This window comes from Mycobacterium sp. TH-M116 (assembly GCF_057473685.1).
Genome location: NZ_JBYCLC010000012.1, coordinates 16,042 through 29,353 on the forward strand (window position 1 = coordinate 16,042; position 13,312 = coordinate 29,353).

At 68.7% G+C, this 13,312-nt stretch carries 17 protein-coding genes; 10 read left to right on the forward strand and 7 right to left on the reverse strand.

Annotated elements, in window-relative coordinates; all coding sequences use genetic code 11:
• Positions 1–2: 2 nt before the first annotated feature.
• Positions 3–1,241, reverse strand: a complete 1,239-nt coding sequence (locus AC2VOK_RS00315) for an alpha-hydroxy acid oxidase (RefSeq protein WP_428898692.1) — start codon at positions 1,239–1,241, stop codon at positions 3–5.
• Between the two features lie 71 nt (positions 1,242–1,312).
• Here AC2VOK_RS00315 and AC2VOK_RS00320 point away from each other — a divergent pair, with 71 nt between their 5' ends.
• On the forward strand, positions 1,313–1,570 hold the full coding sequence (locus tag AC2VOK_RS00320; protein ID WP_428898693.1) for a DinB family protein: 258 nt from the start codon (positions 1,313–1,315) through the stop codon (positions 1,568–1,570).
• Positions 1,571–1,588: 18 nt separating this feature from the next.
• Entirely contained in the window at positions 1,589–2,023 is a 435-nt protein-coding gene (locus AC2VOK_RS00325) for a DUF1810 domain-containing protein (RefSeq protein WP_421528444.1), read from the forward strand.
• Here AC2VOK_RS00325 and AC2VOK_RS00330 read toward each other — a convergent pair.
• The 3 genes from AC2VOK_RS00330 to AC2VOK_RS00340 are packed head-to-tail and all read right to left on the reverse strand — an operon-like array spanning position 2,020 to position 4,509.
• Positions 2,020–3,330: an alpha-amylase family protein gene (locus tag AC2VOK_RS00330; RefSeq protein ID WP_428898694.1), complete on the reverse strand. Its 1,311-nt coding sequence runs from the start codon at positions 3,328–3,330 to the stop codon at positions 2,020–2,022. The genes AC2VOK_RS00325 and AC2VOK_RS00330 overlap by 4 nt on opposite strands.
• Before the next feature lie 10 nt (positions 3,331–3,340).
• Complete coding sequence (locus AC2VOK_RS00335) at positions 3,341–3,877, reverse strand: alkyl hydroperoxide reductase (protein ID WP_428898695.1); 537 nt, start codon at positions 3,875–3,877, stop codon at positions 3,341–3,343.
• 44 nt (positions 3,878–3,921) lie between these two features.
• Positions 3,922–4,509, reverse strand: coding sequence for a peroxiredoxin (locus tag AC2VOK_RS00340; RefSeq protein ID WP_428898696.1), 588 nt, complete (start codon positions 4,507–4,509; stop codon positions 3,922–3,924).
• 106 nt (positions 4,510–4,615) lie between these two features.
• On the opposite strand from AC2VOK_RS00340, the gene AC2VOK_RS00345 reads away from it, so the two are divergent.
• The 4 genes from AC2VOK_RS00345 to AC2VOK_RS00360 are packed head-to-tail and all read left to right on the forward strand — an operon-like array spanning position 4,616 to position 7,523.
• Entirely contained in the window at positions 4,616–5,566 is a 951-nt protein-coding gene (locus AC2VOK_RS00345) for a hydrogen peroxide-inducible genes activator (RefSeq protein WP_428898697.1), read from the forward strand.
• A 24-nt stretch (positions 5,567–5,590) separates the two neighbouring features.
• Positions 5,591–6,307, forward strand: a complete 717-nt coding sequence (locus tag AC2VOK_RS00350) for an EthD domain-containing protein (protein WP_428898698.1) — start codon at positions 5,591–5,593, stop codon at positions 6,305–6,307.
• Entirely contained in the window at positions 6,304–6,747 is a 444-nt protein-coding gene (locus tag AC2VOK_RS00355; RefSeq protein WP_421528438.1) for a TIGR03618 family F420-dependent PPOX class oxidoreductase, read from the forward strand. Before AC2VOK_RS00350 ends, AC2VOK_RS00355 begins: the two co-directional genes overlap by 4 nt.
• A gap of 23 nt (positions 6,748–6,770) precedes the next feature.
• The gene (locus AC2VOK_RS00360; protein ID WP_428898699.1) at positions 6,771–7,523 is read left to right on the forward strand and encodes an enoyl-CoA hydratase/isomerase family protein; all 753 of its coding nucleotides are present in this window, start codon (positions 6,771–6,773) and stop codon (positions 7,521–7,523) included.
• Here the strand turns inward: AC2VOK_RS00360 and AC2VOK_RS00365 are convergent.
• Complete coding sequence (locus tag AC2VOK_RS00365; RefSeq protein WP_428898705.1) at positions 7,520–7,729, reverse strand: (2Fe-2S)-binding protein; 210 nt, start codon at positions 7,727–7,729, stop codon at positions 7,520–7,522. The two genes, AC2VOK_RS00360 and AC2VOK_RS00365, sit on opposite strands and share 4 nt — an antisense overlap.
• 366 nt (positions 7,730–8,095) lie before the next feature.
• On the opposite strand from AC2VOK_RS00365, the gene bfr reads away from it, so the two are divergent.
• The 4 genes from bfr (at position 8,096) to AC2VOK_RS00385 (ending at position 11,893) form a co-directional block, all read left to right on the forward strand.
• The gene (gene bfr, locus AC2VOK_RS00370) at positions 8,096–8,581 is read left to right on the forward strand and encodes a bacterioferritin (RefSeq protein WP_421528435.1); all 486 of its coding nucleotides are present in this window, start codon (positions 8,096–8,098) and stop codon (positions 8,579–8,581) included.
• A gap of 133 nt (positions 8,582–8,714) precedes the next feature.
• Entirely contained in the window at positions 8,715–9,209 is a 495-nt protein-coding gene (locus tag AC2VOK_RS00375) for a carboxymuconolactone decarboxylase family protein (RefSeq protein WP_428898700.1), read from the forward strand.
• A gap of 228 nt (positions 9,210–9,437) precedes the next feature.
• Positions 9,438–10,784 (forward strand): type I glutamate--ammonia ligase, encoded by a 1,347-nt coding sequence (locus AC2VOK_RS00380; RefSeq protein ID WP_428898701.1) that lies wholly within the window; start codon positions 9,438–9,440, stop codon positions 10,782–10,784.
• Positions 10,781–11,893, forward strand: a complete 1,113-nt coding sequence (locus AC2VOK_RS00385) for an amidohydrolase family protein (RefSeq protein WP_428898702.1) — start codon at positions 10,781–10,783, stop codon at positions 11,891–11,893. Before AC2VOK_RS00380 ends, AC2VOK_RS00385 begins: the two co-directional genes overlap by 4 nt.
• Positions 11,894–11,932: 39 nt before the next feature.
• Here AC2VOK_RS00385 and AC2VOK_RS00390 read toward each other — a convergent pair whose 3' ends face one another.
• On the reverse strand, positions 11,933–12,367 hold the full coding sequence (locus AC2VOK_RS00390; RefSeq protein ID WP_428898703.1) for an SRPBCC family protein: 435 nt from the start codon (positions 12,365–12,367) through the stop codon (positions 11,933–11,935).
• A gap of 138 nt (positions 12,368–12,505) precedes the next feature.
• Positions 12,506–13,312, reverse strand: an 807-nt coding sequence (locus tag AC2VOK_RS00395; RefSeq protein WP_428898704.1) for a GmrSD restriction endonuclease domain-containing protein, incomplete at its 5' end; no start/stop codon positions are given.

Sequence of the window (13,312 nt, forward strand, 5' to 3'; positions counted from 1 at the left end):
CCTCACGATTCGACGGGCCCCAGCCGCCGCAGTTGCGTCACGTGCCTGGGCGAAAGCTCCTCGAGGCAGGTGACACCGAGCAGCCGCATCGTGCGGAGCACCCCTTCTGCCAGGATGTGTATCGCGCGGGCCACGCCGGCCTCGCCGCCGGCCATCAGGCCGTAGAGGTAGGCCCGCCCGACCAGGGTGCACCGCGCCCCCAGCGCGATCGCCGCCACGATGTCGGCGCCGGCCATGATGCCGGTGTCCACCAGGATCTCGGTGTCCTTGCCGAATTCGCGCGCCACCGCGGGCAGCAGGTGGAAGGGCACCGGCGCGCGATCCAGTTGCCGGCCACCGTGATTGGACAACACCATGCCGTCGACGCCGCGCTCGACCACGGCACGGGCGTCGTCGAGCGTCTGGATCCCCTTGACGACGAGCTTGCCGGGCCAGCGCGCCTTGATCCAGTCCAGGTCGTCGAAGGTGAGGCTGGGGTCGAACATCGTGCTCAGGTACTCACCGACGGTGCCCGGCCAGCGATCCAGCGACGCGAACGCCAGCGGCTCGGTGGTCAACAGGTCGAACCACCAGCTCGGGTGCGGCACCGCGTCGAGCACGGTCCGCAGCGTCAGGGTCGGCGGGATCGTCATCCCGTTGCGGTTGTCGCGCAGCCGCGCGCCTGCGGCCGGGACGTCGACGGTGACCAGCAGCGTGTCGAAACCGGCGTCGGCTGCGCGCTGCACCAGCGCCATCGAGCGGTCGCGGTCGCGCCACATGTAGAGCTGAAACCACTTGCGGCCCTGCGGCACCACGGCTACCAGGTCTTCGATCGCGCAGGTGCCCAGGGTGGACAGCGAAAACGGGATCCCGGCCTCCGCCGCCGCCCGCGCGCCGGCGATCTCGCCCTCGGTGTGCATCAACCGGGTGAACCCAGTCGGGGCGATCCCGAACGGCAGGGCCACCGGCCGGCCCAGGACATTCCAGCCCGCCGTCACGGTGCTGACGTCTCGCAGGATGGTCGGGTGAAACTCGATGTCGCGAAATGCTTGTCGAGCGCGCCGGATCGACAGCTCGTCCTCGGCGGCGCCGTCGGTGTAGTCGAACGCCGCCCTGGGTGTGCGGCGTGCGGCGATGCGACGCAGGTCGTCGATGGTGTAGGCGGCGTCGAGGCGACGCCTGGTGCGGTCGAACTCGGGGCGCTTGAACCTGATCAGCGGCGCCAGGTCGCGGACCCTGGGCACCCGTCGCTTGACTGCCATGCCTACCAGTGTGCAGCCGGCGCCCGGGCATCACGCCGGACACTCCGAGCACCGCGACTACCATGCGCGTCATGGACGACGCGACCGCGCGGATCGGCGCGATGGCAAGCGAGGCGATCGACCTGCCCATCGGGGCAGTCGAGAAGACCCGGACCGAAAGCGGAGACCAGCCGTCGAGCGTGGCGGGGCAGAGCCCGCGCGAACGGGTGGAGTCGATGCTCGAGGCGGCGCTGCGGCACCCCGGCGGGTTCGGGCCGGCCCAGCCCGCGCCGCCGGACGCGACGCCCACGGCGCGGCTGATGGCCCTTCCCGGGCGCTCGGTCGCCTGACGGGGCAGTCTGACAGCCATGGAATCAGCACCCGACCCCTACGACCTCAAACGCTTCCTGAAGGCGCAGGCGCCGGTCTACCGCGCCGTCGTCGAGGAGTTGCGCGAGGGGCGCAAACGCACCCACTGGATGTGGTTCGTGTTCCCGCAACTGCGCGGCCTGGGCAGCAGCGAGACCGCGCAGCGCTACGGTATCTCCGCACTGGGGGAGGCGCGCGCCTACTTACGGCACAGCGTGCTCGGGGCGCGGCTGCGGGAGTGCACGCGATTGGTCAACCAGGCGCCAGGCCGTTCGGCCGCCGAGATCTTCGGTTCGCCCGACGACCTCAAGTTGTGTTCGTCGATGACGCTGTTCGCCGCCGCCACCGACGACAACGAGGACTTCGTCGCGTTGCTCGACAAGTACTACGACGGACGGCGAGACGCAGCGACACTGGAACGGCTGGAATCCTAGGCGCGGCTGAGGATCCGCCATCCGTGCGGCTCGACCATCACCTCGTCGACGATCTCCCGCGCCGGCGCCGACGAGCCAGCCTCCACGCGCGCACGCCCGCCGCCCAGTTCGTCAACCGCCAGGCGCAGCGGCTCGTCGTCGACGTTCAGCGCGACAAGCAAACTGTCGTCGCCGCTTCGCGTTTCGTAGACGTAGTGCAGGTTGGACAGCCGCAGCGGGCTCGTCGCCGCCGCATGCAGCCACGGGTGGCGGCGGCGCAGGCCGATCAGGAACCGGTGCAATGCCCACGCCTCGGCGCCGAAGGCATCCAACGGCATTGGGGGAGTGTCGAACTCGGGACGAACCGCGTCGTCACCCCCGAACCGCTCCTCCTTGATGCCGAGCATCCCGAACTCGTCGCCGGCGTACAGGCTGGGCACACCGCCGATCGTGAGCAGTACCACCAGCGCCTGCGCAAGATGCTCACGACGCTCGAGGCGGCTGGCGATGCGGGTGACGTCGTGGTTGCCGACGAACGTCAGCGGGGAGAAACGGGACAGGAACTCGTTGTGGCGCTGCAGCGCCCAGTCGAGCTCGAAGAAGTTGCCGTCGTTGAGGCTGCTCCAGATCGCCTTCCACAGCTCGTACTGGGTGGCCGAGTCGAACCCGGCTGCCTCGACCTGAGCGGCGTAGTCGCCGTGAATGAGTTCCCCGACGAACCAGGTGTCCGGGTAGCGCTCCCGAACCCGCGGGAGGGTCGCCGCCCAGAAGTGTTGCGGCACAGCATAGGCCGCATCGAGCCGCCAGCCGTCCGCGCCGCGGCCCAGCCAGTGGGCCATGACGTCGGCGGCGTAGTCGACGACCTCGGGGTTGTCGTGGTTGAGGGTGATGAGCCCGGGGTGGCCTTCGAACGTGTGAAACCGGCCCGGACGCCCGCGGAACCAGCGCGCCGCGGCCTCGCTGTCGGCCGCCTCGCGATACGCCGGGAAGTCCACGCCCACATGGTTGAAGACGCCGTCGAGCAGCACCCGAAGGCCGCGGCGGCGCGCCTCGGCGACGAGGTGGTCGAAGTCGGCGTCGTCGCCGAGTCGGGGGTCGATGCGGTAGTGGTCGGTGGTGTCGTAGCCGTGGGTGCGCGAGGCGAAGATCGGTCCCAGGGCGACACCGGAGGCCCCCAGTGCGATGGCGTGGTCGAACCAGCCGGTGAGCCGCCGCAACCGGTGTTCATCCGGCTGCGGCGGCTCACCTGGCGTGGGGAAGGCGCCGACGAAACCCAGCGGGTAGACCTGCCACCAGATGGCGTGGCCGACCCAGGCGGGTTCCGTCACGAAATCGCGATCAGCCGACGCCGGCCAGCGTCTCCGCGGCGATGATCGCCTGCGCCACGCCGGACACGATCGCGGCGACTTTCAACGCCTCCTGGATGGCCTCGCGGCCCATCCCCGCCTCGCGCAGCGTGTGCTCGTGGGAGGCGACGCAATCCGGGCATCCGTTGATGGTGGAGACCGCGAAGCACCACAGCTCGAAGTTCGCCTTCTCCACACCTGGATTGGCGATGATGTTCATCCGCAATCCCGCCCGCAGATCGTCGTACTTGCCCTCGAGGAAGCCGCGGCCACGGTAGAACACGTTGTTCATGCCCATGATCGAGGCCGCCCCGAGGGCCGCGTGGTACGCCTCGGCCGACAGCACGTCGGCCGCTTCGGCACCTATCTCGGCCATTACCTGGGTATTCCGGGTCGCCACGGCGCTGGCCAGCAGGGTGCCCCACAGCTGTTCCTCGTTGAGCTCCGTGCTGCGCACGATCGAGCCGAGGTTGAGCTTGAGGTCCTTGGCGTACTCGGGCAGCGCGTTCTTGAGGTTTTCAACGCTCATGTTGCCTCCTGACCAGGCTTGTGGGGCCGGAATTCAGGCCGCGATCAGGCAGATGCCTTGAGCAGCTCGGCAGCGTTGAGTGTCGGGTCGCCCTTGCGCCAGTTGCAGGCGCACAGCTCGTCGGACTGCAGCGCGTCCAGGACCCGCAGCACTTCCTCGACGTTGCGGCCCACGGATCCCGCCGTGGCCGAAACGAACTGGATCTCGTTGTTGGGGTCGACGAGGAAAGTCACCCGGTCGGCCACGCCGTCGGCGTTGAGCACTCCGGTCGCCAGGCAGAGCTCGCGCTTGATGTCCGAGAGCATCGGGAAGGGCAGCGCCTTGAGGTCCTCGTGCTGCGCGCGCCAGTTGAAATGCACGAACTCGCTGTCGATCGACACACCGAGCACCTGGGCGTCGCGGTCGGCGAATTCGTCGTTCAGCTTCCCGAACGCCGCGATCTCGGTGGGGCATACGAAGGTGAAGTCCTTGGGCCAGAAGAACACCACGCGCCACTTGCCGGGGTGGTCGTCGTTGGTGATGGTGGTGAAGTAGTCGCCGGGGTCGTTCGCGTCGACCTTGGACAGGTCGCCGGCAATCAGCGCGGTGAGCTGGTAGGTGGGGAACTGGTCGCCGATTGTCAGCAATGACATATCGCTCCTCTGGGTCGTGTCGTAGCGGGATTTCGTGGCTTCTGTTCCTATGTTGCCGCCGCGGGACTGTGAGGTAAAGGTGATTTTTCACACTATATTAATAGGTATGACCGATAAGAATTATCAGCCGACGGTCGCCGGGCTGCGTGCGTTCGTCGCGGTGGCCGAGAAGCGGCACTTCAGCAGCGCCGCGCCCGCTCTGGGCGTGAGCCAGTCGACGTTGTCGCAGGCGTTGGCGGCCCTGGAGAACGGGCTGGGCACCCAGCTGATCGAGCGGTCGACGCGGCGGGTCTTCTTGACCGCGGAGGGTGCGCAGCTGCTCCCGCACGCTCAGTCCGTGGTGCATGCGGTGGACGCGTTCACCGCCGCCGCGGCCGGCACCGCCGACCCCCTGCAGGCCAGTCTGCGGCTGGGGCTGATTCCGACGGTGGCGCCCTACGTGCTGCCGACGGTGCTGGCCGGGGTCCCCGAGCAGCTTCCCGACCTGACGTTGCGGGTGATCGAGGACCAGACCGAGCGGCTGCTGGCGGCCCTGCGCGAAGGCGCGCTGGACGCGGCGCTGATCGCGTTGCCCGCCGCCGCCGCCGGAATCACCGCAATTCCCATCTACGACGAAGACTTCGTCCTCGCGCTGCCCCCCGGGCATCCGCTGTCGGGCCGGCGACGGATCCCGACGACGGCGCTGGCGCAGCTGCCGCTGCTGTTGCTCGACGAGGGCCACTGCCTGCGCGACCAGGCGCTCGACGTCTGTCGCATGGCGGGTGTGCGGCCGGAGCTGGCGAACACGCGGGCGGCATCGCTGTCGACCGCGGTGCAGTGCGCGGCCGGCGGGCTGGGTGCGACCCTGATCCCGCGGACGGCCGTCCCGGTCGAGGCGGCGAGAAGTCGGCTGGGGCTCGCCGAGTTCGCCACGCCACGCCCGGGCAGGCGGATCGGCCTGGTGTTCCGCGCCTCCAGCGGACGCCATGAGTCCTACCGGCGGCTGGCCGGGATCATCGGCGGGCTGATCGGCGCCGAACGCCGGGTACGCCTCGTCAAAGGGGAACCCCCCGAGTAGCCGGGACGACTGTAGGTTCTGCGTATGGAGAAGGTAATCGCGATACTGATGCGTCCCGACCCGGACGACGATTGGTGCGCCCGCCAGCGGGGCCCGGTAGCCGACGAGGTGCTGGGTCTGGGCGTGGCGGGGCTGGCCGTCAACGTCCGCGACGGCGCGGTGCGTCACTCGCTGATGACGCTGACGACGCTGGACCCGCCGGTGGCCGCGGTGGTGAGCCTGTGGACCCAGCAGTGCTACGGCGACCAGGTCCAGGCGGCGCTGAGACTGCTCGCCCGCGAATGCGACCGGTTCGCCGCCTACCTGGTGACCGAGTCGGTCCCGCTGCCTTCGCCGAGCCAACTCGGTTCGCGTACAACGGGACTGGCCAACATCGCGCTGCTGCGCCGGCCCGCGCACCTGGACCAGCCAACCTGGCTGGACCGTTGGCAGGGCGACCACACGTCGGTGGCCATCCAGACCCAGTCGACGTTCGGCTACACCCAGAACTGGGTGGTGCGCGCCCTCACCGCGGGCGCCCCGGAGATCGAGGCTGTGGTCGAGGAGCTGTTCCCTGCGGAGGCGATCACCGACCTGCAGGCGTTCTTCGGCGCCGCCGACGACGACGAGCTCCAGCAACGACTGGGCCGCATGGTCGCCAGCACCAGCGCATTCGGCGCCAACGAGAACATCGACACGGTGCCGACCAGCCGCTACGTCTTCACGACACCGTTCACCGAGCCGTTCCAGGAGCGCGCATGACGACACTGCGCGACGCCGTGGCGCTGGCGGCGGGGGAGAGCGGCCTGGCGGTGGTGTCCACCGTCCGCGCCGACACCACCGTGCAGGCGTCGCTGGTCAACGTGGGCCAGTTGGCCCACCCGGCCACCGGTGAACCCGCGCTGGGTTTCGCGACGTACGGCAAGGTCAAGCTCGCGAACCTGCGGGCACGTCCGCAGCTGGCGGTCACGTTCCGCAGCGGATGGCGGTGGGCGACGGTCGAGGGCCGCGCCGAGTTGGCCGGCCCGGAGGACGCGGCGCCCTGGGCCGCCGACGACAACCGGTTGCGGCTGCTGCTGCGCGAGGTGTTCACGGCCGCGGGCGGCACCCATGACGACTGGGACGAATACGACCGCGTGATGGCCGCCGAGCGCCGCGCCGTGGTGCTGATCGCACCGACCCGCATCTACGGTAACGCCTGAACAGCAGGTATTAGGCTGCAGCGGTGATCCTGCAGATCGACGACGTCAAGCGGGTGCGGACGCTCACCCTCAACCGGCCCGAGGCGCTCAACGCCTTCAACGAGGCCCTCTACGACGCCACGGCCGAGGCGTTACTGGCCGCCGCCGACGATCCTGACGTCGCCGTCGTCCTGCTGACCGGCACGGGCCGCGGATTTTCGGCAGGCACGGATCTTGCCGAGATGCAGGCCCGCATCACCGACCCGGATTTCACCCCCGGCGAGCACGGCTTCATCGGGCTGATCGACGCGCTCAGCGCGTTCCCCAAGCCCCTCATCTGTGCCGTCAACGGGGTCGGGGTGGGCATCGGCGCGACGATCCTGGGCTACGCCGATCTGGTGTTCATGTCGTCGACCGCCCGGTTGAAGTGTCCGTTCACCAGTCTGGGCGTGGCGCCCGAGGCGGCCTCGTCCTACCTGCTGCCGCAGTTGGTCGGCAGGCAGAACGCCGCCTGGCTGTTGATGTCCTCGGAATGGATCGACGCCGCGGAGGCGCTGCGGATGGGCATGGCGTGGCGGGTCTGTGAGCCGGAGCAGCTGCTGCCCGAGGCGCACCGTCACGCTGAAATCCTTGCCTCCCGGCCGATTTCGAGCCTGATGGCCGTCAAGCACACGATGGTCGAGCCGGTGCGGCCGGGGATTGCGGCGGCCAGGGCGAGGGAGAACGCCCATTTCGCCGCGATGATGGGGGCGCAGGCCAACGCTGCGGCGCTGGCGGAATTCAACAAGGGCCGCTAATGCGATGCGGCGGGCTGCAGTTCGGCTTCCCGGCTGCCTTCCCGATTGGCTGACGCGGCGATGATTGCCCGCAGCGTGCGCCTGCAACGCCCGCAGTCGGCACCGGCGCCGCAGGCGGCGGCGACCTCTTTGGAAGTCGCCGCCCCGCGCGCGACGCACTCGGACACAGTGTGGGTGGTGGCCCCGACGCACAGGCATACGTACATCAGCACACCCTCCACACGCCGGCACCGTTCCCTTGGGGAACGGGTTCCAACACTGGCTCGGGCGACCGCGATTCGGCCTCGAACACGGCGTCCCGCGTCACCGGGGGCCGGGGCGAAGATGCCGGGCGAATAGGTCGCATATTAGCGGAGTCTAACCTAAGTTGATGAGCGGAGTCTAACCTAAGCCGCGTGTTAGGTGGGTCACTCCCGGCCACCGCCGCCACACACTGAGCGCAGCCATGCCTTCCTGGAAGATTGATCTGCGGCATGGCACAGTTCGACTACAGGCGGCATCGGGAGGCTACAGCCCAGCCTTCCGTGCCCCGGTCAGAAGATGTCGGCTTTCACACACCCTAAGGAGTGATCGTGCAAGGTGATCCGGACGTTTTGCGACTGCTCAACGAGCAGTTGAGCAGCGAGCTCACCGCCATCAACCAGTACTTCCTGCATTCCAAGATGCAGGACAACTGGGGATTGACCGAGGTGGCGAAACACACCCGGGAGGAATCGTTCGACGAGATGCGGCACGCGGAGGCGATCACCGACCGCATCCTGCTCCTCGACGGCCTGCCCAATTACCAGCGACTCTTCTCGCTGCGCATCGGGCAGACGCTGCGTGAGCAGTTCGAGGCCGACCTGGCGATCGAACACGAGGTGCTGGACCGCCTCAAGCCCGGCATCATCATGTGCCGCGAGAAGCAGGACACCACCACCGCCAACCTGTTCGAGCAGATCGTGGCCGACGAGGAACTGCACGTCGACTATCTGGAGACACAGCTCGAGTTGATGGGCAAGCTCGGCGAGGAGCTGTACCTGGCGCAGTGCGTGTCCCGCCCGCCGGGCTCGCAATAAGCGGGGGCTGAACGCGGGCCTCCGGGGTCCGGTCGGGCACGCGCTTGACCAGCCTGCCGGGCCCCCCGAGGGCGCTGCTGCCCGGCACTAGAACGTGTTCCAGAAACGGCCCGCGCGAGCGTAGGATCCTGCCATGAGCCGAATCGGAACGTTCGCCGACGACGACATAGCCGGCTGGTTCACCACGTCTCCAGACCTCGGTGGCGCCCTCGGCGGATTCAGCCAGGCGGTCTACACCAAAAACCGGCTGCCGCTGCGCACCCGGGAGCTCGCCCGCGCGGTGATCGCCCACAACAACGAGTGCATCGTCTGCGTCAACACCCGCGACGCCGACGGCCCGGCGGCCGGGGTCGACGAGGAGCTCTACGAGCATGCCCCGGAGTGGCGCACATGGCCCGGCTACAGCGAACAGGAGCGGCTGGCGGCCGAATTCGCGCACCGGTTCGCCACCGAGCACACGGCACTGCGCGACGACGAGGACTTCTGGAGCCGCTGCTCCGAGCACTTCTCCGACGAGTTGCTCGCCGATCTGGCAATCTCGTGCGCGCTGTGGGTCGGCATGGGCCGGGTGTTGCGCACCCTGGACATCGGCCAGGCCTGCACGCTGACGTTGCCCAGCCGCGCGTAGGCGCCGGCAGCCGGGCCGCCGCGCCGCCCGCGCCCGTCGCGACACATAACCCACTGTGCCGACACGCCGCGGCTCGTCGCAGTGGGTTATGTCTCGTGAGGCACGGATCCCGACATCGCGGGGCCACCGGCGGGCGGCACCCCGCTGGACGCGTTTATCGACCGATTCGTCGCCGAGTTGCTCGACCGCCATAACTGATTGTTCGCTCCGGGCTGCACAATGACTGCCATGACCGCCACCCCGCTTGCCGCCGCGGCGATCGCCCAGCTCGACGCCCAGGGTGTCGACACCGTCATCGGGACCGTCGTCAACCCGGCGGGGCTCACCATGGCCAAGACGGTGCCCCTCCGGCGCACCGACACCTTCGCCGAGGCCGGACTGGGCGCCAGTCCCTCGTGGCACGTCTTCGCGATCGACCAGACCGGCATCGCCTTCACCGACGGCATCGGCGTCATCGGCGATCAGCGCCTGCGCATCGACCTGTCGGCGCTGCGCATCGTCGGCGACGGGCTGGCCTGGGCGCCCGCCGCGTTCTACGGGCAAGACGGCACGCCCGTGCCCGCGTGTGCCCGCGGCACGCTCGGCCGCATCGAGGCCGCGCTGACCGAGGCCGGCATCGAGGCGCAGATCGGCCACGAGATCGAATTCCTGCTGGTCGATCCCGGTGGCGGTCGGCTGCCGGCGGCGCTGTGGGCCCAGTACGGCCTTGCCGGCGTCCTCGAGTACGAGGCGTTCATCCGCGACGTCAACTCCTCGGCCACGGCCGCCGGGATCGCGATCGAGCAGTCCCACCCCGAATACGGGGCCAACCAGTTCGAGGTCTCGCTGGCGCCGCATTCGCCGGTGGCCGCCGCCGACCAGCTGGTGCTGATGCGGTTGATCATCGGCCGCGCGGCCCGCCGGCACGGGCTGCGCATCAGCCTCTCGCCGACGCCCTTTGCAGACAGCGTCGGATCTGGTGCCCACCAACATTTTTCACTCCGAATGCCGCAGGGTCCGTTGTTCTCTGACGGACCGGGCGCCGAGGGGATGACGGCGGCCGGGGAGAGCGCGGTGGCGGGGGTGGTGCGCGGACTGCGCGAGGCGCAGGGTGTGTTGTGCGGGTCGATCGTGTCCGGTCTGCGGCTACGGCCTGGCAACTGGTCCGGCGCCTACACGTGCTGGGGAACGGAGAACCGCGAGGCCGCGGTGCGATTCGTCAAGGCAGGACCCGGCGCGGTGTACGGGGGCAACGTAGAGGTGAAGATCATCGACCCGTCGGCGAACCCCTACCTGGCCTCCGCGGCGATCCTGGGCCTGGCGCTCGACGGGATCAAGAACCAGGCGGCGTTGCCGGCGCAGGTCACCGTCGATCCGGCGACACTCTCCGACCGCGACCGCGACGGAATTGCCGGGCTCGCCACCGATCAAGCTGAAGTAATTGCCGCGCTGGACAATTCGGCGCTGATACGGGGAATCCTGGGTGACGCGGCCGTGGACGCCGTCGTCGCGGTGCGCCGCCTGGAACATCAGCGCTACGGCGACCTCGGCGCCGAGCAACTCGCCGACAAGTTCCGGATGGCCTGGAGCCTGTGACCGAGCTGGCACGGCACATCGACGACGTGAGCTTGATCGACCACCACGTCCACGGGTGCTGGTTGACGGCGGGGGACCGGGCGCGGTTCGAGAATGCGCTGAACGAGGCCAACACCGAGCCGCTCACCGCGTTCGATTCCGGGTTCGACTCCCAATTGGGCTTCGCGGTGCGCGCCCACTGCGCACCCGTCCTGGGCCTGCCCAGACACGCCACAGCGGAAGAGTATTGGGAACGTCGCAGCCGCCATCGCGAGATCGAACTGGCCCGGCTGTTCCTGTCGTCCGCGGGGGTAGGCGACTGGCTGGTGGACACCGGGGTCGGCGGCGAGATCGCCGATGTCGCGAAACTAGAAGCGTTGTCGGGCAGCCGCGCCCGCGAGATCGTCCGCCTCGAGGAGGTGGCCGAGCAGGCCGCGCAGGCCCCCGGCGATTACGCGGCGGCGTTCGGGGAGATCCTGCACCGGCGCGCGGCCTCGGCGGTCGGCACCAAGTCGATCCTGGCCTACCGAGGCGGGTTCGACGGTGACCTGACCGAGCCGTCGGCCGCAGAAGTCGCCCGCGCGGCGAGCCGTTGGCGCGACCGGGGCGGGGAGCCGTTGCGCGACCGCGTGCTGCTGCGCTTCGGGCTGCACCAGGGGTTGCGCCTCGGCCTGCCGCTGCAACTGCACGTCGGCTTCGGCGACCGGGACTGTGATCTGCACAAGGCCAACCCGCTTCTGCTCCTGGACTTTCTGCGGCAGAGCGGCGACACCCCGATTGTGCTGCTGCACTGCTACCCTTACGAGCGCGAGGCCGGCTACCTGGCGCAGGCGTTCACCAACGTCTATCTCGACGGCGGCCTGAGCATCAACCATCTGGGAGCGCGGGGGCCGGCATTCATCGCCCGGTTGCTGGAGATGGCGCCTTTCCGCAAAGTCCTGTACTCCTCGGACGGGTTCGGTCCGGCGGAGCTGCACTTCCTCGGTGCACGCTTGTGGCGCAACGGTATTCACCGGGTGCTGCGCGGCTTTGTCGACGGCGGCGACTGGAGCGAGGCCGACGCGCTGCGGGTGGTCGATCTGATCGCACGCGCCAACGCCACGCGCGTCTATCGTTTGGCCGCGAGCTGAGCTCGCGTTGGTCGAGGCGCGGCGCCGCGGCACCTGTGTTCAGGCGCGGCGTTCAGCGGCGGTGATGCCGCCTTTGAGCAGTTCGTCGATGACCTTCTTGAACACCGGTAGCATCAGCCGGTCGACACCGGGAATCTTCAGTGTTGACCGAAGATGCCAGCTGACCTCGGTCCCCGTCCCTGCTTCACGCAGCTGGACCGTTCCGATGTGATCCCGGGTCGGTGCGCCCGAGAGCATCTTGTACGAGTAGCGGATGGGTCGCTCGTACTCGATGATCTCCTCGACGAACGGGGGTCCGATCACCACCAGACGTCTGATCGCGCCGACACCGTTGGGTGCGGGGGTTCCCTCACGATCGAGGGTGCTGCGCCGGCATGCCCACAGGTAGTCCGCGATGCCGCGGTGATCGGTCAGGGCGTCGAACACCGTCTCGATCGGCGCCGTCGATGTTCGGGTGAGCGTGAACTCGATCATCCGCGCACCAGAGTGCCGATACGCTCCACCGATATCCGGTTGTCCGCCGTCATGATTCGTCCCCTTTCGACACAGAAGAACATAGCCCCACGGCGTGCGGCGCATCGAAGCCGGATACCTCACAATCCCGGGCTGAAATCACTCGCAGGCCACACCGTCGCCATCGCGGTCGAGCCCGGGTCGATATCCGGGCTGTCCGGCATGGATCGGGGCCGCGCCGGCGGCTCGTGCCGCCTTACAGTTCGGGTAGTACACCGACGGGCCGTTATCGGGTTCCGGCGCCGGAGGGGTCGTCATCGCCGCCGGCGGCGGTTCGGGAACTGCATCCGGTGCCCCACAACTCGTCAGTATTCGAGCGATCGCATCGTGTTCGGCCTGCGTCACCCACAGCCCGTAGGCGGTCTTCACGCCGACAATGCGGGTCACATACGTACAGCGGTAGGACTTGTTGGGCGGCAACCACGTTGCAGCGTCGCCGGCGCCCTTCTGTTCGTTCATCGACCGGGTCGTGGCCTGCAGATTGATCGGGTCGTTGGCGAAGTTGCGCCGCTTGGCGTCATCCCACTGCTGCGCACCCTTTTGCCATGCGTCCAACAACGCGACCACGTGGTCGATCGGGACCAGCGACGACGTGCCCCGACCGCGGTGGAAATCGACCGTGACGCCGCTGTACGGGTCGTGCAACACACCAGAAATCACGGTGCAGTCGCCACTGCGGACGATGTCGGCGAGGTCACGGGCGAGGATGTCGTCGCGGGTGTCACAGCCGTTGTGTCCGTCGGTCACCGTCACGTCGTCAGTCCAGGCATCGCCGAACAGGGCACGGTCGTATCCGGTTTTCGGCGCGCGGCCCTTGATCGCCAAGGTGGCCAGTTCCCCCGCCGCTGTCGCGGCGTCCGCCAACTGTTCCGGCGCCGCCGGGACGAAAGACAACGGCGCACCAGG